A 26074-nucleotide genomic window follows, 5' to 3' on the forward strand; every position below is an offset into this window, starting at 1 on the left:
GTCCCTCCCACAGCGGGCTGGGCGCTGGTAGAGTCGGGCTATGAAGCGCCACTTCTCAATGATTCGCGAGTTCCACCTGGCCGACTTTTTCACGCTGGCAAATGCCTTCTGCGGCACCGGCGCGATCTTCGCGGCCATGCGCTTCCTGCAGGATGGTCGCCAGACGGACCTGCTGTGGGGCATGGCGCTGATCCCGCTGGCCTTCGTCTTCGACGCCTTCGACGGCTGGGTGGCCCGCGCACGGCACACCTCATCCACCCTCGGTCGCGAGCTCGATTCGCTATCTGACGTGATCTCCTTCGGCGTCGCCCCGGCGGCGCTGGCCTATGCCTGCGGCATGCAGGGCGGCTGGGACTGGCTGGTGCTGTCCTACTTCGTCGCCTGCGGGGTCAGCAGGCTGGCGCGCTACAACGTCACCGCGGAAGCGCTGGCGGGCGACGAGGGCAAGGTGCGCTATTTCGAAGGCACGCCGATTCCGACCAGCCTCGCGCTGGTGATCGTTCTGGCGGTCGCGACCTGGCAGGGCAGCATCGGCGACTCGCTGTGGTTTGGAAGCGTACGCCTGGGTTGGGAGTTCCATCCGCTGGTGCTCATGTTTGCGCTGTCGGGCTCGCTGATGATCAGCAAGACGCTGCGCATCCCCAAGCCTTGAAGCGATAGCGACGCATGGATCTGATACTCGTCATCCTCGATCTGATCGGAACCTTCGTGTTCGCACTCAGCGGCGCGCTGGTGGGCGTGCGACATCGCCTGGATCTTTTCGGTGTACTGGTGCTGTCCTTCGTCGCGGCCAACGGCGGCGGCTTGATGCGTGACGCCCTCATCGGCGCCACCCCGCCGGCGGCCCTTCAGGACTGGCGCTACATAACGATCTCGATCATCGCCGGGCTGCTGACGTTCTGGCGCGCCGATACGATCGAACGCTGGCGCAACCCGGTGCAGTCGCTCGATGCCGTGGGGCTGGGCGTGTTCGCCGTGGCGGGCGCACTCAAGGCACAAGCCTTCGGTCTGGGCCCGGTAGGCGCGATGCTGCTGGGCATGCTTACCGGCATCGGCGGCGGTATGCTGCGCGACGTACTGGTGGCGCAGGTGCCGACGGTGCTCAAGGCCGAGCTTTACGCCGTGGCTGCACTGGCTGGCGCTGGTGTGGTGGTCGCAGGCACGGCGCTCGCGCTCCCCGTGCCCTGGGTGGTGGTGGCAGGCGTAGTGACCTGCACCGGCCTGCGAATTTTCGCGATTCGTCGCGGCTGGACACTTCCGGTGGCCCGTCCGCCCGCCTGACCGGGAACGTGGCGCTTGGAACGGCTCGTATTAACAGGGGACCTTTCGATATGACCTTCATTTCCACTCTGCCGAGACCTGGCGCTGCGCTGGCATTGATCGCCCTCTGGGCGGCCATGACGGCAAGTTCATTGGTCCGCGCGGAATCCACGGAGGCCGATGCCTGGCTCGAGGTTGCCTACCCGGCACTTGTCCGAGGCGACAAGGTAGGCGCCGTCCAGGCTTTCGCCAAGGCCTGTGCGGCTGACCCGAAAAGCGTCGGCTGCATCAGCGCCGGACAGAGTTTGGGCGCAGGCAACGGCGTGGTACAGGATGTTCCGCGGGCATTGGCGCTACTGGAACGATCCTGCTCGGCCGGCATCTCGCAAGGCTGCGACGAATTGGCAACGCTGCGGTCGGCGCACGGCGGAAGCGCGCGTTCGGGTACGGCACAGACCGGCTCCTCGCAGAAAAGCTCGAATTTGGCGAGGTCCCTCCCGTCGGCCAGCCCGACGGTGCCCGCTACGCGGAGCCTCACGGAGAGGTGCGACAGCGGCGATGGTTATGCCTGTGAGCGGCATGGCTGGGATATGGGCAACACCGGCAGCTGGCTGGTTGCCGCGCAGTACGCCAAGCGAGGCTGCGCCATGGGTCGGCCAACTTCGTGCACCGCCCAGGAAATGTACGAACTCAATTATCGCAATCACGGTGATCAGAGCCAGGCGGGCATGCTGGCGCGCCGCGCCTCGATCATCGACCAGGCAAACGCGAACGGCACGCACAGTCGCGCGATCAGTGAGCACCTTCAAGCGGAGCGCTACTTGGGGACCTTGGCTGGGTTGATCGCCGCGGGCGGGCCTGCCGCGCTCCAGAGACTGTCATTCGATGATGTGGCAGACCTCGCCAATCAGGACTGGGAGCCGGGTTTCGAAGTAGCTGGCAACTATGTGCGAACGGAATGGCAGCGACGCGGCGGTGCCGCGGAGCTGGCGGCAAGACAGCGCGCATACGCGGCGCAACGCGAACAGCCCCGGACGTTCCAGGGCGTGGGCGACAACGAGAACGGCACGGCAGAGTGCTACGTCGGCGGTCGGCCGGGCAGGCGCTACCAGTACAGTGGGGCCAACGGACGAATGGTCTATGGTCCCTGCACGGCGCTCTAGCCTGGCGTTTTCGATCCAGCGCCGGCTTCGACGCCGGCGATAGGCCGGTTCATGCGAGCCACGCCGTGGACCGGCGGTCTCCGGCGCCGTCCCGGCCGGCTTCCCAATGGGTTCAGACCAAAGCTGCTATCAACCCCGAACGCGGCTCGTGCGGCGTTGGAACCGGCTCCCTGCCCGGATGCAACAAGGAGACGACACCATGTCATTTGCACTCTTTCTCATCGGCCTTGCGCTGGTCATCGGCGGCATCGCCTGGGGGATGGTCACCGCAGGCATTCCGACGCTGTACGTGGGCATCACCTGCCTGATCATTCTCGGCGCCGGCATCATGTCCGCCGTGTCGAAGACCCGCACCAAGGACTGACCAGCTGGGCTGCAGGACGTCCGAAAGGTTTTTCTGTGATCCCAGAATGCCGCGACTTACCGTGTCGGTTTAGCTTGATCGGCTCGGCGGTGATGGGCGGCTCCAACCGGCAAGAGCGGACTCGTGAGTTCGCGCAGTCAACTTATTCGAAAAGCACGCTTCGCACGTCATTACAGGAGGAACGCTCTCCTGTATCAAGCTAGGAAAACCTGACCAGGCTATATGGAGATAGCGTCCACCTTTGACCATTTTTCTCAAGATCCTCGCGCCGAACCTCGACGCATTCAATGTCCACCATTGTTTTGGGGTCATAGTGAAGTGGGAACAGGCTGCCTGAACCGCATTTAGGGCAGCTTTCGAGTCTGTGCCAGCCAATGGCCGTCAGTTGGCTTTCGATCTCGATGTGATCTCCGCGCGGAATGAAATAGCCGAGATCATCGGCTGCGAAAGCAATGCGCCCTTCTTTTTCCAGCACAGTGTGCCCTCTGGCAAAACCATGCGCGTACCCGTCCCAAGAGAACAGACAGTCCTGGCAAGACTGGACTTCGCGAAACAGGCGGAGAGTGGGCATGCTGACTTCCAAGGCACGTTGGTTGGCCGACACATGAAACCACAGCCGCTATGCCTGGGGGACGTCCGCTTTGAGTGGTGGATTCAAGACGGTCACCGGGCCCACAGCAATGCTCCGGTCATTCGTCGCCGTCACGCTCGCCAATGTAGACCAGCGCCCGCGCTAGGGGGCGCCCGCCAGCAGGAACACAGCAAGGGCGATGGTCCAGGAAACCATCAGGGCAAGGACGAGCCATAGGCCGACCATCGGCAAAGCGGTCGACTCGGCGGGTTCGTGCGGCCGCTTCCAGCGGGCGAGCTGCATTAGCGCGGATCCACCCGCCAGTAGCGGTAGCGGCAGCAGTTGGAACGCCATGAGTTTCGCCAGCAGCGCGGCGCCGGTAGCGATCCGTGCGCCGGCAGCCGCCTGCCAATAGCGCGCAAGAAAGGACTGCGCCTGGGTCAGCGGGCTTATGGCGCCCTCGATGATCTGGCCAAAGCCCTGCAGGAAGGCCGAGACGACGCCTGTGCCCCCAACCAGTACACAAAGACCCAGCACCACCAACGGTCCGGCGGCCACCACCGCTGCGCGAAGCAGGGGGTGAAGCTCGCCAAAGCTCAGGCCTGGATGCTCGCCGTAGCGTTCCAGATTTTCATGTTCCTTCAGCGTGCACGAGGAAGTGATCAGCCACGGTGTCACGCTTATGCGCGTGTCGCCGAGCTGCCATTGCAGTCGTGGCCGCCCAAGGCCCAGCGTGATGGCCGGCACGCCCACGCCGAGGAGGCGCGCTGCCAGGGCGGCGACCGAGGTGGGAAGACTGGATGCCAGGCCGACCACCGTCAGCAGGATCAGCAAGGCCATCACGCTGTTCAAGGGATGTCACCCGTGGGGCGCACCTGCCGTAGCTCCAGCACTTCATCGCCCAGCGCGTCCCGCTCGCCGGTTGGCCGCCACCCCAGATGGCGATAGAAACCATGAGATCGCAGCTTCGGATCCGCGGCGCAGCCGAGGAAGAGGCGCTTGTGGCCAGCGGCCCATAGATCCTCCACTACCCGCTCAAGCAAGGCCTTGCCCAGGCCACGGCCTTCGAACTCCGGCAACAGGGCCAGCACCACGACTTCGCCGCTGGCGAGGTCGCCAAAGCCGTAGCCGACCAGTTGCTCGCGCGAAATGCAGACATGACCCTGCAGGCGGCCTTCAGCGATGTCGGCCGCCCAGCTGTCAACGGTGATGCCCATGGCGGCGAGGCGCTCGACCGAGACCGCGTTCTCGCGCGTGCGCCCACGCAGGTCAACGCAGGCGGCGGCATCGGAGGGCAGGGCGCGCCGAGCTATCACTTCTGCAGCTTTCGGCCTCGGGGCACGAAACGCCATTATCGCGGTCGGTAGCAACAGCAGCCCGGTCACAAAGAAAGCGAGCGCGCCGATGAAGATCGCAGGACCCACCCAAGCGGTGGTGCTGTCCATCGAGCTGCCATAGATTCGCCCGATGATCGTGCCGACCACGCCTGTGGCGAAACAAAGCAGCATGAGGATCAAGTGGCGGAAGCGCGCGTCGGGGAAAGTCATTCTGCTTGTTCCCGCATCAGGGAGTGGGCCGTGAAAACAACGGCCACAGAATGATAGGCCGCCGGCGGGCCTTTGAGGCAGCTCAAACCGATATCGCCTGGCGCCGGGTGGGCCCTCAAACCCAGCCGGTGGCGTAGAACACGCCGATGATCACGAACACCGCCATCGTCTTGATGATGGTGATGGCGAAGATGTCCTTGTAGGCCTGGCGGTGGGTCAGACCGGTCACGGCCAGCAGGGTGATCACGGCGCCGTTGTGGGGCAGGGTGTCCATGCCGCCGCTGGCCATCGAGGCCACGCGGTGCAGCACTTCCATCGGAATGCCGGCCGCATTGGCGTTGGCGGTGAAGGTGTCAGCCATCGCCGCCAGCGCGATCGACATGCCGCCCGAGGCCGAGCCGGTGATGCCGGCCAGGGCGGTGACAGTGATCGCTTCGTTGATCAGCGGGTTCGGGATCGAGCCCAGCGCATTGGCCACGATCAGGAAGCCGGGCAGGGCCGCGATGACGGCGCCGAACCCGTATTCGGAAGCTGTGTTCATCGAGGCCAGCAGCGCGCCGCCGATGGCGGGCTGGGTGGATTCGGCGAAGTGTGCGGTCACTGGCTTCCAGGCCAGCACCAGCACGGCCAGGATGCCGGTCAGCAGCGCGCCTTCCACGGCCCAGATCGCGGCGATGCGGCTCACTTCCTGCACCACCGGCGCGGCGTTGCCGATCACCGACGGCACGAACTCGTGGCTATCGCCGTAGAAGCGCGGGATCAGCACGGTGTAGATCTTGTTGGTCACGCCCACCAGCACCAGCGGCAGCAGCGCGATCCAGGGGTTGGCGAGCCGGTCACCGGCAAACGGCGTGGGCTCGTTTTTCAGGTCGGTGCCATAGCCTTCGCCGGCCCGGACTGCGGCGCGGCGGCGCGACTCCAGGTAAACCATGCCAAGGGCCAGGATGAAGATGCCGCCAATCGTGCCCAGCACCGGCGCCGCCCAGGTGTCGGTGCCGAAGAAGCCGGTGGGGATGATGTTCTGGATCTGCGGCGTGCCGGGCAGGGCGTCCATGGTGAAGGTGAACGCGCCGAGCGCGATGGTGCCGGGGATCAGGCGCTTCGGGATGTCGGCCTGGCGGAACAGTTCGGCGGCGAACGGGTAGACCGCGAACACCACCACGAACAGCGACACGCCGCCGTAGGTCAGGATCGCGCACACCGCCACGATCGAAAGCATGGCCCGGTCCGGCCCGAACAGCCGGATGGTCGCGGCCACGATCGACTTGGAGAACCCGGACACTTCAATGAGCTTGCCGAAGATGGCGCCCAGCAGGAACACCGGGAAGTAGAGCTTCAGGAAGCCCACCATCTTGTCCATGAACAGCCCGGTGAACATCGGGGCTACCAGGGTCGGGTCGGTCAGCAGCACCGCGCCCAGGGCCGCCACCGGCGCAAACAGGATGACGCTGTAGCCGCGATAGGCGACCAGCATCAGGAAGCACAGCGCGGCCAGCACGATCAGGAAGGACATGCCTTCGGTTCCCCGGGGTTGCAAGCAAGGTCCCGAGTGTCACCAGCCCGCGCGGGTCCGGCCACTTGTACCAAGGTACAGGTGCCGTCGCCGCGGCCCCCGCATAGTCTTCACGGCATGCGGCCAATCCGGCCAGCCAACCGAGTTGCAAGGGGAACACAATGAAGCGCACCGACCTCAGCCTGGCCATCGGCCTCACCCTGTCCCTGGCCGCGATGCAGGCCACGGCCCAGACCGCGGCCCCGGCGGCCGAGGACGAGCGCACCGACGTCACCACCCTGGACGTGGTGGAAGTCACCGCCCGCCGCCGCACCGAGTCGCTGCAGGACGTGCCGGTCGCGGTGAGCGCCTTCAGCGAGACCGCCCTCAAGGACCTGCAGGCTTCCAGCATCGACGGCCTGCAGGGCGCCGTGCCCAACCTCAACATCGTGCCGGGCCGCGGTTCGTCGAACTCGGTGAACGTCTTCATTCGCGGCGTCGGCCAGCCCGACGCGCTGCAGACCTTCGACCCGGGCGTCGGCATGTACGTGGACGACGTCTACTACTCGCGCATCAACGGCGCGCTGTTCTCGCTGTTCGACGTGGGTCAGGTGGAAGTGCTGCGCGGCCCGCAGGGCACGCTGTACGGCCGCAACTCCACCGGCGGCGCCATCAAGCTGACCACCAAGGACCCGTTCGACGGTGACCGCGGCGCGGTCGAGCTGACCGCCGGCAACTACGGCCGCGCCGAAGGCCGTGCCTACGCCAGCTTCCAGCTCAGCGACACCATGGCGGCCAGCATCGCCGGCGCCTGGATCAATTCCGATGGCTACGTCACCGATCCGGTCACCGGCAAGGACTACAACGGCGAAGACACCCGCGCCCTGCGCGCCAAGCTCGCCTTCCGCCCCAGCGATGACTTCAGCGCCACCCTGTCGCTCGACTACACCCGCCAGGACAATGCCCTGACCCTCGGTGAGCCGACGGCCAACCTCACCCAGACCGACTTCGCGCTGGGTACCGTGATTCTGCGCCCCTACGTGCCGGGCGAGTACAACTTCCAGACCCGCACCTCGTTTGATCCGGACCAGGGCCAGGAGCTGACCCATGCCGGCGTATCGTTGGCGATGAACTGGAACCTCAACGACCGCTTCCTGTTCAAGTCCATCACCGCCTACCGTGAACTCGAGACCGAGTCTTACATCGACATCGACGCCTCCGAGTTCGAGCTGGGCGACGTGTTGGTCGCGATCGACCAGGACCAGTTCAGCCAGGAATTCCAGCTGCAGTACGACAACGGCAGCACCTTCAAGGCCGTGATGGGTCTGTTCTATCTCGACGAGAACGTGCCCTCGCACCAGGAAGCCTATGCCGATGATTTCCTGGCCTTCGGCGGCGCGCCGCTGACCTTCCTGCGCACCATTGACGACGACCTCAGCAACACCAGCTACGCCGCCTTTGTGCACGCCACCTGGGAGTTCGTGCCGTCCTGGACCCTGTCCACCGGCCTGCGCTACAGCAAGGACAAGAAGGACTACTTCCGCACCACTTCCACCTTCTCGAACCTGGCCCTGCTGGCGGCCGATCCGCAGAACGAGTTCACCATCGAAGACAGCTGGAGCGCCTGGACGCCGTCCTTCAGCCTGCAGAAGGAATTCAGCGACAACGCGATGGCCTACATCTCGGGTAATCGCGGCTACAAGGCGGGTGGCTTCAATGGCCGCGCCAACACGGCGGCCGAGATCAGCTCGTTCAACCCCGAGTTCGTCACGACCTGGGAAATGGGCGTGAAGCTGCAGTCTGACAACGGCCGCATGCGCGGTAACTTCGCCTTCTTCGACAGCAGCTACAGCGATTTCCAGGCCCGCGTTTCCGAGATCCAGAATCCGGGTGCGCCGATTCCGACCTTCGCCTTCCCGGTGCTCAACGCCGCCGAGCTAACCATTCGCGGCATGGAGTTCGAAGGCAGCGCACTGCTGGGCGAATCCACCGTGCTCAGCGCCCAGGTCGGCGTGCAGGACGCCAAGTACGATCGCTTCGACGACCCGCGCACCGCCGCCAACCCGGCGCTGTTCGCCAATATCCACGACCATGTCCCGTTCACCCCGAAGGTCACCGCGCGCGTCGCCGTGCAGCACACCTTCGACCTGGCCGGCGGCAGCCGCCTGGCCATCGGTGCCGACGCGTCCTACCGCGACGAGACCTGGCTGTCGGTGGACAACCGCCAGAACCTGAAGCAGGGCGAGTACACCCTGTACGGCCTGTTCGGCGCTTGGACCTCGTCCAGCAACCAGTGGGAAGTGCGCGCCGGCGTGCGCAACCTGTCCGACGAGGTCTACAAGACCGAAGGCCAGGAATTCTCCAGCGTCGGCAACATCCAGACGGCCTACTACGGCATGCCTCGCAACTACTACGCGTCGCTCCGCTACAACTTCTGATGAAGCAGTTTCCCCGGGAAATGTCCCAACGGGCCGCGCAAGCGGCCCGTCTTTTTACATCCGGTCCGCGCTCGGTGGCACTGGTTGCCACGCTTCTGCTGACCGCCTGCGCGAAAGCGCCCGAGCCTCCGTTGCCCCGCCTGGCCATCGATGCCGACCGGGTCGCGGTGGTGGGGCTGTCCTCGGGTGCCTACATGGCGACCCAGGTGCACTTCGCGTTTTCCGATCGTCTGCAGGGGGCGGCGCTGATCGCGGGCGGACCCTATGGCTGCGCGGGCGCCTCGCTGGACACGGCGCTGGGGCCCTGCATGAAGGCCGAGCCGTTCACGCCCGATCCGGAGCGGCTGGCCGGCAAGGTGCGCGAGCGCGCTGCGGAAGGCGCGCTCGCGCCCTTGGCCGGTCTGGCGGGTGATCGCGTGCTGGCCCTGCACGGGCAAGCAGATGCGACGGTGGCCGAAGGCGTGAGCCGGGCGTCGCTGGGCGTCTACGAACAGTTGCTTGATGCTGCGCCCGGCATGGCCCTGCGCTGGGACGGCGAGCGCGACTTCGGACACGTCATGCCGACGCGAACCGCCGGCGTGGACTGCATCGCGGGCGGCGCACCGCATATCGGCGCCTGCGGCTTCGACGCCGCTGGCGAGGCCCTGACCTGGTTGTTCGGCGCGTCGCCGGCACCCGGCGAGGCCGAAGGAGAGTTGCGGAAATTCGACCAAACCGTCTATGTGCCGGAGGGCGAGGATCCGCTGCTGGCCGACACCGGGCTGCTCTACGTGCCGGCGGCCTGCGCCGCCGGCGAACGCTGCGGCGCGGTGATCGTTTTCCACGGCTGCGAACAGGACATCGGCCGACTGGGCGACCGCTTCGCGCGCGAGGCCGGCTTCAACCGCTGGGCCGACGTGCAGCGGCTGGTGGTGCTGTATCCTCAAGCGCGATCAAGCTATCTGCCGCTGAATCCGAAGGCATGTTGGGACTGGTGGGGTTACACGGGACCGGACTACGACACCCGGCGCGGCCTGCAGCTGCGCTGGCTGGCGTCGGCCATGGCTGCCTTGGGCGCGCCGCTGGACTGATGGTGGGAGCCGCGCCGTGCTGACCGATGCCTTCGTCATCGGCGCCGGTCTGGTCTGGCTGGGGCTGCTGTTCGGTGTCGCGCTGTGGGCCGAACGGCGGCCGGGGCTGCTGGCAAGGCAGTGGCCGGTGGTCTACAGCCTGTCGCTGGCGGTGTACTGCACGTCCTGGACTTTCTACGGCACCGTGACCCAGGCTCAGCGCTCGGGCTGGCCGATTCCGCCGACCTTCCTCGGCACCATCCTGCTTTACGTGCTGGGCTTCGGCTTCCTGCTCAAGCTGCTGCGGCTGGCGCGCGAGCAGAATTCCACTTCGCTGGCTGATCTGATCGCTACGCGCCTGGGCAAGAACTCCTGGCTCGCGGCCGTCGTCACCTTCGTGGCGATGCTGGGCATCGTTCCCTACATCGCGCTGCAGCTCAAAGCCGTGGCGATGAGCTACGGCCTGCTGACGCGCGCCTCCGACCTGTCGCCGCCCCCCTGGCAGGACAGCGCGCTGTACGTGGCGCTGGCGATGGCGCTGTTTGCGATGCTGTTCGGCACGCGGCGCGCCTCGGCCGCCGAGCACAACCGCGGCCTGGTGCTGGCGATGGCGCTGGAGTCGCTGCTCAAGCTGGGCGCGATGCTGGCGCTGGGGGCCTTCGTCTGGTTCGGACTGGAGCTGCCGGACGTGCCGCCGGTACCGCCGCCGGTAGATGGGGCCAGCGGCTTCCCGGCGCTGGTGCTGCTGGGCGCGCTGGCGATGTTCACGCTGCCGCACCAATTCCACGTCGGCGTGGTCGAGTGCCGCGACGAAGGCCAGCTGCGTACGGCGCGCTGGCTGTTCCCGCTTTACATGCTGCTGATCGCGCTGCCGATCCTGCCGCTGGCGCGCGCCGGCGACGCGCTGCTGGCGCCAATCGGCGTGCCGTCCGACCTCTATGTGCTGGCGCTGCCGCTGGCGCAGGGGCACGAGGCTTTGGCGCTGCTCGCCTTCCTGGGCGGACTCAGTGCGGCCACCGGCATGGTGATCCTGTCGACGCTGGCGCTGAGCGTGATGATCAGCAACCACTGGCTGGCGCCGCTGCTGGTGCGCGGCGCCTGGGGCCTGGGCGGCGGCAAGGGTGCCGACCTGCGCGGTGCGGTGCTGATGCAGCGACGCGTGGGCATCCTGGCGGTGGTGTTGCTGGCCTGGGGCTACAGCCGTGCGATCGCCGGCAGTGATGCCCTGGCTGACATCGGTGCGCTGTCGTTCTCGGGGCTGGCGACCCTGGCGCCCGCCGTGGGCTTCGCCGTATGGCGTCCGCAAACGCCGCCGCGGGCGGTGCTGGTCGGCCTGCTGGCCGCGGTCCTGGTCTGGATTTGGGTGCTGCTGGTGCCCGCGCTGGCGCAGGCCTGGGGCTATTCCGGCCAGTGGCTGGTGGATGGGCCGCTCGGCCTGGCCTGGCTGTCGCCGGATGCGATGTTCGGGCTGGGGGAATGGAGCCGCATTGCCCGCGCCACCGTGCTGAGCCTGGTCGCCGGCGCGCTGGTGACCTGGACCCTGGCCTCGCGCCTGGACGTGCTGCCGGATCGCGGCCAGGGCGCGACCCTGACGCGCGACGGACTGCGCGCCGTCGCGGTGCGCTTCCTGTCCTTGCCGCGGGTAGAGGCTTGCCTGGCCGGTACCACCGGTGACGGCGCGGTTGCCGCCGAGGTACAGCAGCGCGTGGAGCGTGAGCTGGCGGCCGTGCTGGGCGCCGCCTCCGCGCGACTGTTGCTCGACGCTGCGCGGCGCGAGCAGGGCCGCGACCTCGACACCGTCGCCACCATCGTCGGCGAAGCGTCGCAGGCGCTGCGCTTCAACCAGCGCGTGCTCGAGGCAGCGCTGGAAAACATGGATCAGGGCATCAGCGTGGTGGACGCCGAACTGCGCTTGGTGGCCTGGAACAAGCCCTATGCCGACCTGTTCGACTATCCGAAGCCGCTGCTGCAGGTCGGCGTGCCGGTAGCCGACCTGGTGGCGCACAACGTGGCGCGCGGGCGGGTGCAGGCGCGTTCGCCGCAGCAGGCAGTGCAGCGCCGGCTGGCACATATGCGCGCGGGTACGCCCTACGTTACCGAGCGCCGGATGGGCGAGCGGGTGGTCGAGATCCGCGGCAACCCGATGCCGGGCGGTGGCTTCGTGGCCACCTTCACCGACGTCACCGCCTTCCGCCGCAGTGAGGCCGAACTCAAGTCGGTGGCCGAGACGCTGGAGCATCGCGTCGCCGAGCGCACCGCTGAACTCGCAGGTGCCAAGGCCGAGGCCGAGCGCGCCAATCGCGCCAAAACCCGTTTCCTGGCCGCGGTCAGCCACGACCTGGCGCAGCCGCTGAACGCGGCGCATCTTTTCGTGCATGCGCTTTCGCCGCAGCTTTCCGAGCAAAAACATCAGCTGGCCCTGGCCAATATTGATGGTGCGCTGGGCTCGGCGGAGGCACTGCTGGGCGGGCTGCTGGACATTTCCCGCCTGGACGCCGGCGGCATGGCGCCCAAGCCGCAGGTGTTCCGGGTGGACGACCTGATACTGCCGCTGGCCGCCGAGTTCCGGGTGCTGGCGGCCGAAAAGTCACTGCCGCTCGACACCGTCGGCTGCGGCGCCTGGGTCCGCACCGATCCGCAGCTGCTGCGCCGGGTGCTGCAGAACTTCCTGGGCAATGCCGTGCGCTACACGGCGCGCGGTCGGATACTGATCGGCTGCCGTCGTCGCGGCGACCACATCGCGATCGAGGTCTGGGACACCGGGCCCGGCATCGCCGAAGCCGACCAAACCGTGATCTTCGAAGAGTTCCGCCGGCTCGACCGCGGCGGGCAGGGATTGGGTCTTGGCCTGGCCATCGCCGAGCGCGTGGCGCGCCTGCTTGGCCTGCCGCTGAAGCTGCGTTCCTGGCCCGGGCGGGGCACCGTGTTTTCGATCGAAGTGCCGCGCGCGGCGCCAGCCCCGGCCCCGGCCGCGCTACCCGAGCCGCCAACGCCGGAACCCCCGCGCAGCCGCGTGCTGGTGGTGGACAACGACGCCGACGTGCTGCGCGGGATGCAGGCATTGCTCGAAGGCTGGCAATGCGAAGTGCTGGCCGCCCGGGATGGCGACGAAGCCCTGCGCCTGGTCGCCCGGGCAACGCCGGACCTGGTGCTGCTCGACTTCCACCTCGACGACCACCAGACCGGCCTGATGCTGCGCGAACGACTGGCCGCCGTGATGCCGGCGCGGCCCTGCGTCGTGATCACCGCTGACCACGGCCTGGACGTGCGCGAAGCCGTGGCGGCCGCAGGCTGCGTGCTGCTGCACAAGCCGCTCAAGCCACTGGCGCTGAAGTCCGTCATGGCCCGCCTGCTGGCCCGCTGACCCAATGTAGGAGGGCCTTCAGGCCCGAAGCTCCTATAACCAAATGTAGGAGGGCCTTCAGGCCCGAAGCCTTTTCGTGAGGAGCTTCGGGCCTGAAGGCCCTCCTACAGAGTTTGGGGTGCTTTAGGGCAGGGGGGCGAGGTTTTCGGGGCGCAGGGGGGCGAGTTGGCCCTCCACGAACGCACGCGGCGTGGTGGCGATTTCGGCATCTCCCGGTAGGGCGGCGCCCTCGACGACGTGGGCCCAGGCGGCGTCCAGTGCGCGATAGCCGTAGGGCATCATCGGCAGATAGCGCATGCCCAGCACCGGCAGGCCCAGGAAGGCGTCGAAATGCTGCGCGTTGCGAACCCGCCAGTAGGTGACGGGCCGACCCTGGGCGCGCGTCCACTGCGCGTAGGCGCCGCCGCTGAATGCCTCCGGCACCAGGCCATCGTCGCTGCCGTGCACCACGATCACCGGCAGGCCCGCCCGCGGCAACGCGGCCCGGGTTTCTTCCGCACCGATGCGGACCGCGCTGTTCGGATCGTCCCACTGCGCACGCAGGCAGGTGTTGCCGGGCAGGCTGGGGTCGGCACCGTTGGCGCGGGCATCGCGCAGCGTGATGCCGTTGCCCGGCGGGATGCCGCTGGAGTCGCTCCACCAGGCCGCGCGCTCGGCCGCGGTCGGCGACCGCGGCTTGCCTTCGGCATCTACCGCCGAGAACGCGTAGCCGCAGGGCATGTCGCCCGGGCCGGTGCGGGCGTAGGCCGAGGCATAGGTAACGTTCACCGCGCGCCAGAGGTCGAAGTTGCTGCTCAGGACGCCGGCGGCGATGGCCGCATCGGTCCAGCCGCCGTTGAGCAGGTGCTGGCGGGCGGCTTCAGCCTGGGCCTGCGCTGATTCCTCGGTCAGCAATCCTGCGGCCTGCAGCGAGGCACAGCGTGCGCTGCCCGCGGGCGATTTGTCAGCGCCGGGACGCGCCAGCAATACGCCGTCAAAGGCGCTGGCATTGAGCGCGCACGGCATCCAGATCGCCGCGTCGCTGGAGTAGTCGTAGAGCGCACGCCCGCCGTCGCCCGGGAGGATGTTCGGCGATACCGCCACGACGGCATCAAAGCGCGACTCCGGCAGCTCGGCCGCGCGCAGCACGGCGCCGCCGCCATTGGAAACGCCTACCGCGATCACGCGGGTGTTGTCGAAGGTCCAGGGACCGGCCTCGGGATGCGCCAGCGACAGCACGCGCAGCGAGAAGTCCGCAGCCTGGGCAACGTGCCGGCCCCAGTCGGCCTCGGGGTTGTCGCCGGAATGCGCGTGCTTGACGGCGATTGGTGCTACCTCGCCGGCCGCGACATTCGCCGCCGGCACGCGGAATTCGACCGGCGCATTGCCGGCCGCCAGTTGGCCATGGATGCCGAAGCCGCGACCATCGGCGGTATCGACATGGCCGGTGCCCGCGCCCTTGTCGGTGTAAGCCACCGCGCAGCCGCGCGGCAGGCCCCAGGCGCCGGCCAGCGCGATGGCGCCGTAGATGCCGCGCGAACCCGATGAGGCCGCGACCACCACGCAGCGCGCCTGCGTGTCGAACGCGTCGGGCAACTGCAGCATCACCCGGTGCGGTTGCTTGCGATCGGGCAGATACATCAGGGCGTGGTATTCGCGCCCCGGCACCGGCGCCAGCGAACCGTAGATCTCACCGTAGCCGCCACCCGGCGCAAGGTCGGCAATGCCCCGCCAGTTGGCCCACACGGCGCGCTGCCGCAGTTCCGATGCCGTCGGCTGGGTCGGGTCGGCAAAAGCCGGCGGCGTGGTGCTGCGAAGTCCGGATTCGCCCAGGCCCGCGGTCAGCAGGTCATCGCCACCGCGATGCGCAGTTTGCGGTGGGCCGGCGTCCATCTCCCGCCCCTGTAGCGGGGGGCTGGTGCCGGCGCAGGCCGACAAGGCCAACGTCAGCAGCGACAGGGCCAGCACCGGCTGGCGGCGACGACGATCCCAGGCCGGCGGCGTGCGCGCGGGCAGGGGGCGGGACGGCGGTGCTTTTTTCTTCTGCATCCGGTGACCTTAGCAACGGTGCGCCGGGGCGGCATCGTACCTTGGTACGACGCGCCGGCCGGAACAGGCTGCTAGGGTGGGGAATCGCTTTGAAACCAAGGATTTCGCCATGACCGATCGCTTCCTCGAGGGCCGCGTGGCCCTGGTTACCGGCTCTACCTCCGGCATCGGTCTGGCCATCGCCCAGGGCTTGGGCGCCGCCGGCGCGCGGGTGGCGGTGAACGGACTGGGCAGCGCCGAACAGATCGCCGCGGCGCTGGATTCAGTGCGTCTGGCCGGTGCCCCGGAGGCGCGGCATTTCGGCGTCGACCTGGCCGACGCGGCCGCCATTGAAACCATGATGTCCGAGATCGCCGACTGGGGGCCGGCCGACGTGGTGGTCAACTGCGCCGGCGTCCAGCACACCGCGCCGATTGCCGAGATGCCGGCCGCGACCTGGGACAAGTTGATCGCCATTAATCTCAGCGCCGCCTTCCACACCATGCGCCTGGCGCTGCCGGGCATGGCCGCGCGCGGCTACGGCCGGGTGGTGAACATCGCCTCGGTGCACGGCCTGGTGGCCTCGGTGAACAAGTCGCCCTACGTCGCCAGCAAGTTCGGCCTGGTGGGCATGAGCAAGGTGGCGGGACTCGAATACGCCGGCGCCGGCTCGCGCGACAGCGGCGGCGTCACCGTTAACTGCGTCTGTCCGGGCTGGGTCGAAACGCCGCTGATCGAACCGCAGATCGCCGCGCGCGCAGAAGCCGTCGGCGGCGATCGCGAGGCCGGCGTGCGCGAACTGCTGCGCGAGAAGCAGCCCAGCGGCCGCATGTCGCTTCCGGCCGAGATCGCCGACACCGTGCTGTGGCTCTGCCGCCGCCAGTCGCACAACCTCACCGGCGCCGCCATTCCCGTCGACGGCGGCTGGACCGCCCAATAACCCAGGCCCTGTAGGAGGGCCTTCAGGCCCGAAGCTTTTCGCCAAAAAGCTTCGGGCCTGAAGGCCCTCCTACAGGTTGCGGGCTAGAATCTGCGGTATGACGCGACTTTTGATTGCCGACGACCACCCGCTTTATCGCCTGGCCTTGACCCAGGCGGTGCGCGGCGTGCTTCCCGACGCGACCATCGTCGAAGCCGAGGACCTGCCGGGCGTGCAGGCGGCACTGGCCGCGCATCCCGACACCGACCTGGTTCTGCTGGACCTGCACATGCCCGGCAGCCACGGCCTGGTCGGCCTGGCTTCGCTGCGTGCCGAGCATCCCGGGGTCGCGGTGGCGATGATCTCGGCCCACGACGACCCGATCACCATCCGTCGGGCGCTGGCCTACGGCGCGGCGGGCTACCTGACCAAGCGCGCGGATCTGTCGGAGCTGCAGGCCGGCGTGCGCGCGGTGCTGGCCTGCGAAGAATGGCTGCCGCCGGCGCTGCGCGAAGCGGTGCAGGGCGCGCCTGCCGAACTCGGTGACCGCGAAACCGCCGCCAAGCTCGCCACGCTCAGCCCGCAACAGTTCAAGGTACTGACCCGCGTCGCGGAAGGCCGGCTCAACAAACAGATCGCCGACGAACTGGGCATTCAGGAGCGCACGGTGAAGGCGCACATGAGCGCCATCTTCGAAAAGCTTGGTGTGCGCAACCGCACCCAGGCCGGCGTGCTGCTGGGCGCGCTGGCGCTGGCCGACCCCGCGCGCGAGGCCTGATCAGCGCCAGAAGGGGATGCGCCAGACCCGCGGTTGGTCCTGCCTGGGCGGCTCAGCGGAGGAAAGCGTGATTTCTATTTCATGGCGACCAGCGGCCAGGCCGTCGATCGGAATCATGTACATCAGGCCGCGCAGGTCGCGGGCGGCATCCGAGTAAGCGTCGGGGGCCAGCGGCAGCGGCTCACCGTCGAGGCGAAGCGCGAAGCCTGCGGCGAGGCAGTCCAGCGAGGACGCGTGGCGAGCGATGCGCGCCTCGGCGTCGCTCCCCTTGCCGGTGTCCCCACAGTCTTCCAGCAGGCGCTGGTGCAGCTTGGGCACGTAAGGCACCACCAAAGGCAGGAACCGCCCGCGCGCCACCAGGTCGGGCACGAAGGCAACGAGCGGGGTTTCGCCCGGCTCGTGTCGCGTCGCGTAGTGCTGGTGGTGCACCGTACGCGGCATGGCGCCCTCGCCCTCGGGGAAGCCCGCATAGCTGCCCGGACCCAGGTCCTGGTTGGTGAGCGCCGCGCTTCCCAGGCTCAGTGCCGTCGCCAACAGCATCACGGCCAGCACCACCCAGGTACTGCGCTTCTCGCCGACATTGCTCGAGTACAGCGTTACCAGCGGGCTCGATTCGCGGCTGGTGCCGGTCCAGGAGTAGAAGCGGAGGGTTCGGTGCAGCGCGCGATAGACCCAGCCCTCGGGCCGGAAGCGATGGCCAAGGCGGCGATCCACATAGCCTGCGAGCAGCTGCGGACCGATCCACAGCGCCAGCAGGATCATCAGGATCGGGGTGGCCAGCTTGGCCTCGCCCAGTGCCAGCGCGAGCCCCAGCGCGAACAGCGACAGCAGCAGCGCCGACAGCGTGACCAGCACCAGCACCAGGGTCAGGCCGATGCCCAGCCCGAAAACTATCGTTGCGCGGTTGTCGGCCCGCTCGATCGCCGCGTCCATGTCCTGCCAGTTCTTTGCCAACAGGGACTTCGCGACCGGGCCAGCCCGCAGCCGGTCCATGTTGAGACCGCCCGGGAACACCGAGTTCATGCCCACCAGCGCCACCCAGTAGCCGCGCAGCAGCAGGTGCAGCAGGAAGGCCAGGCACATCAGGACCACGGCGCTGTTGCCGTAGAGCAGCATCAGTCGACTGATTTCGAGCCAAGGGTCCGCCAGCCGCGGCAGCAGGTACACACCCCAGCCGGGCATGGCTCCGGCCAGCTGCATCAGTGCGAACACCGTGGCGCCGGACAGCAGCATTTCGATTTCCCAGGTCGGCGTGGTGCGTCGCGACAGTTGCGCCACATCGTCCGCTTCTGCCGGCTTTCCGCCTTCGTGCTCGTTCATGTGGACTCCGGAGTGCAACTCGCAAGGTTCGCAGACCTGGGCCTTCAGGGACAAGGCCCCGGTGCTAGGATCGCCGACGGATGGAAGGTGCGATGACAGGCAGGCAGCTAGTGAAGCAGTGGGTGGTCGAGACGATGGCAGGTCTGACCTGCGGCGGGCAGTAAGCAGATGCCGGCGCTGGGTCGCCTCGGAGCTGTCCTAGTCGCCGCGCTGGGCCTCATCTGGGCCAGCCCGGTCAGCCTGGCCGGATTGCTTGCCGGTGTGGCGGGGATGCCTTTCGGCGCGCGGGTCCGGTTTTCCGATGCCGCCCTGGTTTTCCATCGTTACCCTTGGGGTCCCGGCGGTGCGCTGACCCTGGGCAACGTGATCCTGCACACCGGGCAAAGCCTCGACGAGCCAGCCGTGACCTACGCCTGCGCCGCCCGCGGCGGTCGCGACGAGCAGGTGCGTTTGGGCGACCACGAGCGCGCCCACGTGCTGCAGTACCTGGCGTTGGGACCGCTGTTCCTGCCCCTCTACTTCGCCTGCGGCGGCATCAGCCACCGCAACCGCTTCGAGCAGGCGGCCGACCGCTATGCCCTGACCGGCCGCGGCTGGTGGCCCTGGCCCGCCGGCGATTGACGGATTTCAAGGCGGCGTGAAACCGGGGTGATAAACTGCCGGCCATCCCGAAACCGCTGGTGATGCCATGTTGGCCCTCGATTTTCCCGGCTGCGACCGCCTGCTCAAGATGATCGATGACGCCGTCGCGCTGGGCGACGACCACGCCGTGACCGAGCGGCTGCGCAACGGCCTGTGCCAAGCAATCGGCGACAACGGCATTCAACTGCCTGCCTGCGTGCTCGAGCCGGTAACCGATCACTACGCCCGCCGCGAGCTGTACCGCTGCGAGTCCTCCGGTTACAGCGTGGTGGCCATGACCTGGGGCCCGGGGCAGGGCACGCCGATCCATGATCATTCCGGCCTGTGGTGCGTCGAGGGCATCTGGCACGGGCAGCTGGAAATCACTCAGTACGAGCTGCGGGCGCAGGAAGGCGAGCGCTTCCACTTCGAGCCGGTCGGTACCCACACGGCCAGCGCCGGTTCCGCCGGCAGCCTGATCCCGCCGCACGAGTATCACACCATCCGCAATCCCAGCGCGTCGGGTATCGCGGTGTCGCTGCATATCTATAAGAAAGCGCTGACCTGCTGCGCGATGTTCCAGCCGGAAGGCGAGGGCTGGTATTCCAAGGCGGCCCGCGAGCTAGGCCTGGACGAAGCGGCCTGAGCTATAATCACCGGGCCAGTAGTGCCGGTGTGGCGGAATGGTAGACGCAGGGGATTCAAAATCCCCCGGCAGTGATGTCGTGTAGGTTCGAGTCCTATCACCGGTACCAAATGAAAAAACCCGCGAAAGCGGGTTTTTTTTTGGTTCTTCCTTGCCTGGCCCAGCGCGTCAGAGCTTGCCGAGAAACTCACTGATGGCGGGTCCGAAGCGCTCGATGTCCACCAGGAAGGCATCGTGGCCCTGGGGCGAGGGCAGGGGCAGGAACTCGGATTCGGCGCCGCCGGCGCGCAGGCCGTCGGCGACCTGCTCCTGCTGCTGCAGGGGGAAGAGGATATCGGTGTGTACGCCGATCGCCAGCGCGCGTTCGAGCTTGATCTTTGCCAGGCCGCGCATCACGTCGCCGGCGCCATACTCGGCCACGTCGAACCAGTCCATCGAGCGGCCGAGGTAGAGGTAGCAGTTCGGGTCGAAGCTGCGCACGAAGCGGCGCGCGTGGCCTTCGAGGTAGCGCTCGACCTCGAATTCAAGGCCGAAGGGATCGTCTTCGCGGCATTCGCTGTCGAGTCGCACGCGACCGAAGCGGCCGTCCCATTCCATGGCCGAGCGATAAGTCACCACGCCGAGCTTGCGCGCGATGCGCATGCCGTTCTCGGGATAGGCATGTTCGTCGTACAGGCCCTGGTTCCAGTTCGGATCCAGCCGGATCGCCTCGCGCTGCAGCGAGCGGATCGCGATCGAGAACGGCAGCGCTTGGGCGCTGCCGGAGACATTGATATGCGTGCGTGCGATGCCCGGATGCAGCAGCAGATAAGCCAGCGCCGACATGCCGCCCATTGAGTTGCCGATGACGCAGGCCAGGCGTTCGATGCCCAGCGCTTGAACGACGTGGTGGGCGGCGCGGGCGCCGTCCTCGATCGACAGGTCGGGGTAGTCGAGCCGGTAAGGCTGGCCCGTGGCCGGATTCATGGACGCCGCACCGGTGGAACCCTTGCAGCTGCCGAGGGCGTTGACGCAAACCACGAACCAGCGATCGGTATCAATCGGCTTGCCGGGACCCAGCATCGCCTCCCACCAGCCCGGCTCGGAGTTGCCGGCGTTGGCCGCGGCGTGCGCGTTCGGCGACAGGCCGGTCAGCAGCAGCAGCGCATTGTCACCGGCGGGGTTGAGCTCGCCCCAGGTTTCGAAGGCGATGCGCGCCTCGTGCAGTTCGCCGCCGCGCTTGAAGGCGAAGGGCGAGGGCAGGGCGACAAAACGAGTGCCCGGCGGGATGGCCTCGGTCACTGCCGTTCCTGGTCGATCAGCAGCTCGACGCTTGCGCCATCGGCGACCGGCACCGACACGGCGCTGGCCTCCAGATCACCGGGCGCGGCCGCGGCGTCGCCGGATTTGGAGATGCGCGCGACCACAAGCACCTGGGTCTGCATGGACAGCTTCTGCGCCGGCATCAGGCCGTCGGCGTCCGAGAGCGTCAGCGTGATCGGGAACTCCCCGGCGGGCAGGCGCTTTACCGCCACCGGCAGGCCGGCGCCGTCGGCCGTGCGGGCAAAGACATACAGGATGTCGCCCTGGCCAACGCGCCCAACCAGGTCCGGTGCCAGCGCCAGGCTCACGGTGATGGTCGGGCCCGCCGCAATCGGCGCGTCTTCCAGCGGCGGCATGCCGGCCATCGCGCGCGCCTGTTCGAACTGCGGGCGCAGGGCCAGCGCGGTCTGCGGGTCCAGCAGCGGGAGCAGGCGGCCCCAGATTTCAGCGGCCTCGGCGGGCTGGCCCGACTGCAGGCGTTGGGCGCCGAGGAAGAACAGGCCGCGCTGGTGCGTCGGGACGCTGGCGACCACCTGTTCAAGCAGTGCCGTGGCGCTGTCGGGGAAGCGGCCATCGGGCGCGGCGCGCATCTGCGCGTCGGCGTACTCGACCATCAGGTCCGGTTCGGTTGGCAGGATCGCGTAAGCCTTGGCGAACGCGTCGCGGGCATCGCCCCAGCGCTGCTGCGACATCCTGCTGCGGCCCAGCAGTACCCAGCCTTCGACGTTGCCGGGCTCGTCCGCCAGCCGGCGCTCGAGCTGGGCGATGGCGCCCTCCAGCGTGGTGGGGGTCTCGACGTTGATCGGATCCAGCGCAGCCGGTTCGCCCAGGCGCCAGTACAGGCCGCCGGTGAGTACCGGGAAGGCCAGCAGCAGCACCAGGGCACTGCCGCGCGCCGTGCGCCACAGCGGCGGCAGCACGAAGACGAGGGCGAGCGCGACCAACAGCGCGGCACCAATCAGGAAAGACGTCATCACCACTCCTGGCTGTCGTTGGGTGGCGCCACCGCGGGCGCGCTGGCGGCGCGCCGACGCACTACCACCACCAGCACCGCGGCACCGCCCAGCAGGATCAGCCCCGGGCCGAACCACAGCAGCCAGGTCGTGGGCTTCACCGGCGGGTTGTAGAGCACGAAGTCGCTGTAGCGCGCGACCAGGTAATCCTTGATTTCATCGTCGGTCTTGCCCTCGCGCATCAGGTCCAGCACCTGGCGGCGCAGGTCTTCGGCGATCTGGGCGTTGGAGTCGGCGAGCGACTGGTTCTGGCACATCACGCAGCGCAGTTCGGCGCTCAGGGCGCGGAAGCGGGCTTCTTCGGTGGCGTCGCGGAATTCGATCGGCGCCATCGCTGCGGCGGCCAGCGAAGCCAGCATCAGCGCGAGGAACAGCAGGCGCTTCATGGCAGCTCCCGGATCAACGGCAGCAGCTGCTCGTTGACCACTTCATCGGTGACGGGGCCGACGTGCTTCCAACGGATCATGCCCTGCGCATCCACCAGGAAGGTCTCGGGTGCGCCGTAGATACCCCAGTCCAGCGCCGCCCGGCCTTCCTCGTCGGTGATTACCAGGTCGTAGGGATTGCCGAACTGTTCCAGCCAGCGCTGCGCGTCCTCGGTGCTGTCTTTGTAGTCGTAGCCGACCACCTTGACGACGCCGCTTTCCGCCAGCCGGGTGATTACCGGATGCTCGTCGCGGCAGGCCGGGCACCAGCTGCCCCAGACGTTGAGCAGGTAGGGCGCGCCGAGCAGGTCGGTGTTGCGCACGATCCGATCGGGATCGCCCAGCACCGGCAGTGCGAACGTGGGCGCGGCTTTTCCAAGCAGCGGCGACGGAATCGCGCTGGTGTCCTTGCCGGAATTCATCATCACGCCTGCGCCCAGCAGCAGCGCCAGCAGCAGGAAGGCAAACAGCGGCAGCAGGCGCTTGATCATGCCGCCACCTTGCGACGGAAGCGTTTGTCGAAGGCGACGATAAAGCCGCCCAGGGCCATGAACAGCGAGCCCAGCCAGATCAGGCGGATGTAGGGCTTCACATACAGGCGCAGCGCCCAGGTGCCGTTGGCGTCCAGGGGCTCGCCCAGCGCGACGTAAAGGTCGCGCGTGAGGCCGCCGTCCAGCGCGGCCTCGGTCATCACCTGGCCACCGGCCAGGTAGGCGCGCTTCTCGGGGTGTAGCAGCGACACCTCGACGCCATCGCGGCTGATGCGCACGCTGCCGCGATCGGCCAGATAGTTCGGCCCCTGCGCTTTCTCGACGCCCTCGAAGGCGAAATCGTAGCCGCGCAGCTCGAAGCTCTGGCCCGGACGGGCCGCGACGTCGCGCTCAATGCTGGTGGACTCGGTAATGAACACGCCGGCGACGAACACCGCGACGCCCGCGTGCGCGCAGACCATGCCGATCATCTCGGCCGTGAAGCGGCTGCCCTTCGAGCGCGCACGCTGCCAGACAAAGCGCGCCGTGCCGCCCAGGATCCAGGCCGCGCCCAGCAGGCCGACCGCGGTCTTGGCCGTGCCCTGTGGCCAGGCGAAGAACGCGATCACGCCGACGATCACCGCCAGCACCGCCCACGGCGCCAGCCAGCGCAGCGGCTGCGACATGTCCTCGCGCTGCCAGCGCACCAGCGGCCCGAACGGCAGCAGCGCCACCAGCGGCGCCATCAGCAGGATGAACAGCAGGCCGAAGTAGGGCGGGCCCACCGAAATCTTGCCCAGGTCCAGCGCATCCGCCAGCAGCGGGTACAGCGTGCCCAGCAGGATCATCGCCGCCGAGGCGGTGAGCAGTAGGTTGTTGGCCAGCAGGAAGGTCTCGCGCGAGGTCGCGGCGAACGGCTGGCCCGACTCGACCTTGGGTGCGCGGATGGCGTAGAGCAGCAGCGAGCCGCCGATGACGATGGCCAGGAAGATCAGGATGAACATGCCCCGCTCGGGATCCGAGGCGAAGGCGTGCACCGAGGTCAGCACGCCCGAGCGCACCAGGAAGGTGCCCAGCAGCGACAGCGAGAAGGCCGCGATCGCCAGCAGCAGGGTCCAGCCGCGGAAGCTGCCGCGTTTCTCCGTGACCGCCTGCGAATGGATCAGCGCCGCGCCCACCAGCCAGGGCATGAAGCTGGCGTTCTCGACCGGGTCCCAGAACCACCAGCCGCCCCAGCCCAGTTCGTAATAGGCCCAGAAACTGCCGAGCGCGATACCCAAGGTAAGGAAGGCCCAGGCCACATTGGTCCAGGGGCGCGACCAACGCACCCACTGTGCGTCCACCTTGCCGTCGATCAACGCCGCCACCGCGAACGCGAACGCCACCGCAAAGCCGACGTAGCCGGTGTAGAGCAGGGGCGGGTGGAAGATCATGCCCGGGTCCTGCAGCAGCGGATTCATGTCGCGACCGTCGGCCGCGCCGGGCAGCAGGCGCTCGAAGGGGTTGGAGGTGAAGATGGTGAAGGCCAGGAAGCCAATCGCGATCATGCCCATGACCGCCAGCACGCGCGCCACGACCGGCGCCGGCAGCGATCTCGAGAAGCGCGCGACCAAGGCAGTCCAAAGCACCAGGAACCAGATCCACAGCAGCAGCGAGCCTTCGTGCGCGCTCCATACCGCCGTGATTTGATAGGCGCGCGGCAGCAGCGAGTTCGAGTTCTGGGCGACGTAGGCAACCGAGAAATCATGCTGCAGGAAGGCCCAGGTCAGCAGCGCATAGGACACCGACACCAGCATCAGCAGGCCATAGGCCAGGGGCCGCGCCGTGGCCATCCACGCGGCGTGGCCGCGGTGGGCGCCGGCCAGCGGCAGCACCGAAAGCGCCACGGCCAGCACCAGGGCCAGCAGCAGGCTCACCAAACCCAGTTCGGGCAACACTCAGTAGCCTCCCGGCGTAGCCTCGCCCGCGGGCGCTGCCTCGACCTTGTGCTTCTCGTGCGCCTTGCCCATGGCATCGGCGACTTCCTTGGGCATGTACTGCTCGTCGTGCTTGGCCAGCACCTGGGTCGCGATGAACTGGTCCCCGTCGCGGCGCCCGGTGGCGATCACGGCCTGGTTCTCGCGGAACAGGTCGGGAAGGATGCCTTCGAAGTGGGCGGTCATGATGGCGTCGCCGTCGGTGACGCCGAACTGCACCTTCAGGGTGCCGTCCTCGCGTTGCAGCGTGTCCTTGGCGACCATGCCGCCCAAGCGGAATACCGCCTGGTCGGCCGCTTCGCCGGCGTACACCTGGCTGGGCGTGTAGAGATAGGTGATGTTCTCGCGCAGGGCCAGCGTGACCAGGGCGGCGGCGACGCCGGAGGCGGCCAGCAGGGCGAGGATGAGCAGCAGGCGTCGCTTTCGGATCGGGTTCATGCGGGTTTTCCTGTCTTGCGGGCGGCCTCGCGCGCGGCGCGTTGGGCGATGTCGCTGCGGGTGCGCGCCAGGCGCAGGCGCGGCACCACGAAATCCCAGGCCAGGAAAGCAGCGAACACCGCGTAGGCGCCCACCACGTATTCGACGTAATTCATCGCGCTACCCCAGCCGATGCCCGGGCCCAGTCCTTGCCCGCCTCGCGCGCCAGGTTGTCGGCGCGGGCGCGCTGGAGCAGCGAGCCGATGAACCAGAACTTGGTGGCGAACACCATCACCCACAGCGGCCAGGCCATGGACGCGTCCATGGTGGATTCGCCGAACAGCTTGATCGTTGCGCCCTGGTGCAGTGAGTTCCACCACTCCACCGAATAGCGGATCACCGGCAGCAGCACGACCCCGACGATGGCCAGGAAACCGGCGGCGCGCGCGGCGGCGCGACGGTCCTCGATGGCGGCGTTGAGGCCGATCACGCCCAGGTAAAGGAACAACAGCACCAGCTCCGAGGTCAGGCGCGGGTCCCAGTCCCACCAGGTGCCCCACATCGGCTTGCCCCAGATCGAACCGGTGGCCAGGGTGACGGCAGTGAACAGGGCGCCGATCGGCGCGCAGGCCATGGCCAGTACTTCGCACAGCTTGATGTGCCAGACCAGGGCGATGACGGCATAAAACGCCATCAGCGCGTAGACGAACAGGCTCATCCAGGCCGCGGGTACATGGATATAGAGGATGCGGAAGCTGTCGCCCTGCTGGTAGTCGGCGGGCACCATGAACAGCGCGCCGTAAAGGCCGGCAGCCATCATCAGCAGCGCCACGATGAAGGACGGCGGTGCCCAGCGAGCCGCGAAACGATCGAAGACCGGCGGCGAACCGAGTTGATGGAACCAGAGCAGGACGGGATTCACGGGTTTTCCG

General features: G+C 67.8%; 25 protein-coding genes and 1 tRNA gene. 12 read left to right on the forward strand and 14 right to left on the reverse strand.

Going from position 1 to position 26074, the window contains the following annotated elements; all coding sequences use genetic code 11:
• The first annotated feature begins 40 nt into the window (after nt 1–40).
• The 4 genes from pssA (at nt 41) to ACYVGY_RS03975 (ending at nt 2787) form a co-directional block, all read left to right on the forward strand.
• Nucleotides 41–652 carry a CDP-diacylglycerol--serine O-phosphatidyltransferase gene (pssA, locus tag ACYVGY_RS03960; RefSeq protein WP_460456160.1) on the forward strand — a complete coding sequence of 204 codons (612 nt, stop codon included), beginning with the start codon at nt 41–43 and terminating at the stop codon, nt 650–652.
• A 14-nt stretch (nt 653–666) separates the two neighbouring features.
• Nucleotides 667–1281 carry a trimeric intracellular cation channel family protein gene (locus tag ACYVGY_RS03965; RefSeq protein WP_460456161.1) on the forward strand — a complete coding sequence of 205 codons (615 nt, stop codon included), beginning with the start codon at nt 667–669 and terminating at the stop codon, nt 1279–1281.
• Nucleotides 1282–1331: 50 nt separating this feature from the next.
• Nucleotides 1332–2423 carry a hypothetical protein gene (locus tag ACYVGY_RS03970; protein ID WP_460456162.1) on the forward strand — a complete coding sequence of 364 codons (1092 nt, stop codon included), beginning with the start codon at nt 1332–1334 and terminating at the stop codon, nt 2421–2423.
• A 199-nt stretch (nt 2424–2622) separates the two neighbouring features.
• Nucleotides 2623–2787 (forward strand): hypothetical protein, encoded by a 165-nt coding sequence (locus ACYVGY_RS03975; protein ID WP_460456163.1) that lies wholly within the window; start codon nt 2623–2625, stop codon nt 2785–2787.
• 199 nt (nt 2788–2986) lie between these two features.
• Here the strand turns inward: ACYVGY_RS03975 and ACYVGY_RS03980 are convergent, their stop codons facing one another.
• The 4 genes from ACYVGY_RS03980 to ACYVGY_RS03995 form a co-directional block, all read right to left on the reverse strand.
• The gene (locus ACYVGY_RS03980; protein ID WP_460456164.1) at nt 2987–3358 is read right to left on the reverse strand and encodes a hypothetical protein; all 372 of its coding nucleotides are present in this window, start codon (nt 3356–3358) and stop codon (nt 2987–2989) included.
• 162 nt (nt 3359–3520) lie between these two features.
• Complete coding sequence (locus ACYVGY_RS03985; protein WP_460456165.1) at nt 3521–4198, reverse strand: site-2 protease family protein; 678 nt, start codon at nt 4196–4198, stop codon at nt 3521–3523.
• A gap of 8 nt (nt 4199–4206) precedes the next feature.
• A complete protein-coding gene (locus ACYVGY_RS03990) occupies nt 4207–4710 on the reverse strand; it encodes a GNAT family N-acetyltransferase (protein ID WP_460456256.1) in 504 nt (167 codons plus the stop codon).
• Between the two features lie 310 nt (nt 4711–5020).
• Nucleotides 5021–6418: a GntP family permease gene (locus ACYVGY_RS03995; protein WP_460456166.1), complete on the reverse strand. Its 1398-nt coding sequence runs from the start codon at nt 6416–6418 to the stop codon at nt 5021–5023.
• Nucleotides 6419–6579: 161 nt separating this feature from the next.
• On the opposite strand from ACYVGY_RS03995, the gene ACYVGY_RS04000 reads away from it, so the two are divergent.
• The 3 genes from ACYVGY_RS04000 to ACYVGY_RS04010 all read left to right on the forward strand — a co-directional run bounded on the left by ACYVGY_RS04000 (nt 6580) and on the right by ACYVGY_RS04010 (nt 13248).
• Nucleotides 6580–8835, forward strand: coding sequence for a TonB-dependent receptor (locus tag ACYVGY_RS04000; RefSeq protein ID WP_460456167.1), 2256 nt, complete (start codon nt 6580–6582; stop codon nt 8833–8835).
• 131 nt (nt 8836–8966) lie between these two features.
• Nucleotides 8967–9905, forward strand: coding sequence for an extracellular catalytic domain type 2 short-chain-length polyhydroxyalkanoate depolymerase (locus ACYVGY_RS04005; protein WP_460456168.1), 939 nt, complete (start codon nt 8967–8969; stop codon nt 9903–9905).
• Nucleotides 9906–9921: 16 nt separating this feature from the next.
• Nucleotides 9922–13248, forward strand: a complete 3327-nt coding sequence (locus tag ACYVGY_RS04010) for a hybrid sensor histidine kinase/response regulator (RefSeq protein ID WP_460456169.1) — start codon at nt 9922–9924, stop codon at nt 13246–13248.
• A 123-nt stretch (nt 13249–13371) separates the two neighbouring features.
• Here ACYVGY_RS04010 and ACYVGY_RS04015 read toward each other — a convergent pair whose 3' ends face one another.
• Nucleotides 13372–15276 carry a 3-hydroxybutyrate oligomer hydrolase family protein gene (locus tag ACYVGY_RS04015; protein WP_460456170.1) on the reverse strand — a complete coding sequence of 635 codons (1905 nt, stop codon included), beginning with the start codon at nt 15274–15276 and terminating at the stop codon, nt 13372–13374.
• Between the two features lie 109 nt (nt 15277–15385).
• Between ACYVGY_RS04015 and ACYVGY_RS04020 the strand changes: the two genes are divergently transcribed.
• A complete protein-coding gene (locus ACYVGY_RS04020; RefSeq protein WP_460456171.1) occupies nt 15386–16195 on the forward strand; it encodes a 3-hydroxybutyrate dehydrogenase in 810 nt (269 codons plus the stop codon).
• 97 nt (nt 16196–16292) lie between these two features.
• Nucleotides 16293–16952: a response regulator gene (locus tag ACYVGY_RS04025; RefSeq protein WP_460456172.1), complete on the forward strand. Its 660-nt coding sequence runs from the start codon at nt 16293–16295 to the stop codon at nt 16950–16952.
• Here the strand turns inward: ACYVGY_RS04025 and ACYVGY_RS04030 are convergent, their stop codons facing one another.
• Entirely contained in the window at nt 16953–18272 is a 1320-nt protein-coding gene (locus ACYVGY_RS04030; RefSeq protein ID WP_460456173.1) for a hypothetical protein, read from the reverse strand.
• A 168-nt stretch (nt 18273–18440) separates the two neighbouring features.
• On the opposite strand from ACYVGY_RS04030, the gene ACYVGY_RS04035 reads away from it, so the two are divergent.
• The 3 genes from ACYVGY_RS04035 (at nt 18441) to ACYVGY_RS04045 (ending at nt 19648) form a co-directional block, all read left to right on the forward strand.
• The gene (locus ACYVGY_RS04035) at nt 18441–18893 is read left to right on the forward strand and encodes a hypothetical protein (RefSeq protein WP_460456174.1); all 453 of its coding nucleotides are present in this window, start codon (nt 18441–18443) and stop codon (nt 18891–18893) included.
• Between the two features lie 67 nt (nt 18894–18960).
• Nucleotides 18961–19539, forward strand: coding sequence for a cysteine dioxygenase family protein (locus ACYVGY_RS04040; RefSeq protein ID WP_460456175.1), 579 nt, complete (start codon nt 18961–18963; stop codon nt 19537–19539).
• 23 nt (nt 19540–19562) lie between these two features.
• Nucleotides 19563–19648: transfer RNA gene (locus ACYVGY_RS04045), tRNA-Leu, on the forward strand.
• A gap of 59 nt (nt 19649–19707) precedes the next feature.
• Here the strand turns inward: ACYVGY_RS04045 and metX are convergent.
• The 8 genes from metX to ccmC are packed head-to-tail and all read right to left on the reverse strand — an operon-like array spanning nt 19708 to nt 26064.
• Complete coding sequence (gene metX / locus ACYVGY_RS04050; protein ID WP_460456176.1) at nt 19708–20820, reverse strand: homoserine O-acetyltransferase MetX; 1113 nt, start codon at nt 20818–20820, stop codon at nt 19708–19710.
• Nucleotides 20817–21815 carry a tetratricopeptide repeat protein gene (locus ACYVGY_RS04055; protein WP_460456177.1) on the reverse strand — a complete coding sequence of 333 codons (999 nt, stop codon included), beginning with the start codon at nt 21813–21815 and terminating at the stop codon, nt 20817–20819. Before ACYVGY_RS04055 ends, metX begins: the two co-directional genes overlap by 4 nt.
• On the reverse strand, nt 21815–22240 hold the full coding sequence (locus ACYVGY_RS04060; protein ID WP_460456178.1) for a cytochrome c-type biogenesis protein: 426 nt from the start codon (nt 22238–22240) through the stop codon (nt 21815–21817). The genes ACYVGY_RS04055 and ACYVGY_RS04060 overlap by 1 nt, the downstream gene beginning before the upstream one ends.
• Nucleotides 22237–22770, reverse strand: a complete 534-nt coding sequence (locus ACYVGY_RS04065) for a DsbE family thiol:disulfide interchange protein (protein WP_460456179.1) — start codon at nt 22768–22770, stop codon at nt 22237–22239. The genes ACYVGY_RS04060 and ACYVGY_RS04065 overlap by 4 nt, the downstream gene beginning before the upstream one ends.
• Nucleotides 22767–24686, reverse strand: a complete 1920-nt coding sequence (locus ACYVGY_RS04070; RefSeq protein ID WP_460456180.1) for a heme lyase CcmF/NrfE family subunit — start codon at nt 24684–24686, stop codon at nt 22767–22769. The genes ACYVGY_RS04065 and ACYVGY_RS04070 overlap by 4 nt, the downstream gene beginning before the upstream one ends.
• Complete coding sequence (gene ccmE / locus ACYVGY_RS04075; protein ID WP_460456181.1) at nt 24687–25163, reverse strand: cytochrome c maturation protein CcmE; 477 nt, start codon at nt 25161–25163, stop codon at nt 24687–24689.
• Nucleotides 25160–25318 (reverse strand): heme exporter protein CcmD, encoded by a 159-nt coding sequence (gene ccmD, locus ACYVGY_RS04080; RefSeq protein WP_460456182.1) that lies wholly within the window; start codon nt 25316–25318, stop codon nt 25160–25162. Before ccmD ends, ccmE begins: the two co-directional genes overlap by 4 nt.
• Nucleotides 25315–26064: a heme ABC transporter permease CcmC gene (ccmC, locus tag ACYVGY_RS04085; protein ID WP_460456183.1), complete on the reverse strand. Its 750-nt coding sequence runs from the start codon at nt 26062–26064 to the stop codon at nt 25315–25317. The genes ccmD and ccmC overlap by 4 nt, the downstream gene beginning before the upstream one ends.
• Nucleotides 26065–26074: the final 10 nt, after the last annotated feature.

Source organism: Arenimonas alkanexedens, from assembly GCF_054781355.1.

What these genes read in the sequence shown, in the direction of transcription:
- pssA (WP_460456160.1), top strand. Translation starts at nt 41, where the DNA reads ATGAAGCGCCACTTCTCAATGATTCGCGAGTTCCACCTGGCCGACTTT.
- ACYVGY_RS03965 (WP_460456161.1), top strand. Translation starts at nt 667, where the DNA reads ATGGATCTGATACTCGTCATCCTCGATCTGATCGGAACCTTCGTGTTC.
- ACYVGY_RS03970 (WP_460456162.1), top strand. Translation starts at nt 1,332, where the DNA reads ATGACCTTCATTTCCACTCTGCCGAGACCTGGCGCTGCGCTGGCATTG.
- ACYVGY_RS03975 (WP_460456163.1), top strand. Translation starts at nt 2,623, where the DNA reads ATGTCATTTGCACTCTTTCTCATCGGCCTTGCGCTGGTCATCGGCGGC.
- ACYVGY_RS03980 (WP_460456164.1), bottom strand. Translation starts at nt 3,358, where the DNA reads ATGCCCACTCTCCGCCTGTTTCGCGAAGTCCAGTCTTGCCAGGACTGT.
- ACYVGY_RS03985 (WP_460456165.1), bottom strand. Translation starts at nt 4,198, where the DNA reads ATGGCCTTGCTGATCCTGCTGACGGTGGTCGGCCTGGCATCCAGTCTT.
- ACYVGY_RS03990 (WP_460456256.1), bottom strand. Translation starts at nt 4,710, where the DNA reads ATGGCGTTTCGTGCCCCGAGGCCGAAAGCTGCAGAAGTGATAGCTCGG.
- ACYVGY_RS03995 (WP_460456166.1), bottom strand. Translation starts at nt 6,418, where the DNA reads ATGTCCTTCCTGATCGTGCTGGCCGCGCTGTGCTTCCTGATGCTGGTC.
- ACYVGY_RS04000 (WP_460456167.1), top strand. Translation starts at nt 6,580, where the DNA reads ATGAAGCGCACCGACCTCAGCCTGGCCATCGGCCTCACCCTGTCCCTG.
- ACYVGY_RS04015 (WP_460456170.1), bottom strand. Translation starts at nt 15,276, where the DNA reads ATGCAGAAGAAAAAAGCACCGCCGTCCCGCCCCCTGCCCGCGCGCACG.
- ACYVGY_RS04020 (WP_460456171.1), top strand. Translation starts at nt 15,386, where the DNA reads ATGACCGATCGCTTCCTCGAGGGCCGCGTGGCCCTGGTTACCGGCTCT.
- ACYVGY_RS04025 (WP_460456172.1), top strand. Translation starts at nt 16,293, where the DNA reads ATGACGCGACTTTTGATTGCCGACGACCACCCGCTTTATCGCCTGGCC.
- ACYVGY_RS04030 (WP_460456173.1), bottom strand. Translation starts at nt 18,272, where the DNA reads ATGAACGAGCACGAAGGCGGAAAGCCGGCAGAAGCGGACGATGTGGCG.
- ACYVGY_RS04035 (WP_460456174.1), top strand. Translation starts at nt 18,441, where the DNA reads ATGCCGGCGCTGGGTCGCCTCGGAGCTGTCCTAGTCGCCGCGCTGGGC.
- ACYVGY_RS04040 (WP_460456175.1), top strand. Translation starts at nt 18,961, where the DNA reads ATGTTGGCCCTCGATTTTCCCGGCTGCGACCGCCTGCTCAAGATGATC.
- ACYVGY_RS04055 (WP_460456177.1), bottom strand. Translation starts at nt 21,815, where the DNA reads ATGACGTCTTTCCTGATTGGTGCCGCGCTGTTGGTCGCGCTCGCCCTC.
- ACYVGY_RS04060 (WP_460456178.1), bottom strand. Translation starts at nt 22,240, where the DNA reads ATGAAGCGCCTGCTGTTCCTCGCGCTGATGCTGGCTTCGCTGGCCGCC.
- ACYVGY_RS04065 (WP_460456179.1), bottom strand. Translation starts at nt 22,770, where the DNA reads ATGATCAAGCGCCTGCTGCCGCTGTTTGCCTTCCTGCTGCTGGCGCTG.
- ccmE (WP_460456181.1), bottom strand. Translation starts at nt 25,163, where the DNA reads ATGAACCCGATCCGAAAGCGACGCCTGCTGCTCATCCTCGCCCTGCTG.
- ccmD (WP_460456182.1), bottom strand. Translation starts at nt 25,318, where the DNA reads ATGAATTACGTCGAATACGTGGTGGGCGCCTACGCGGTGTTCGCTGCT.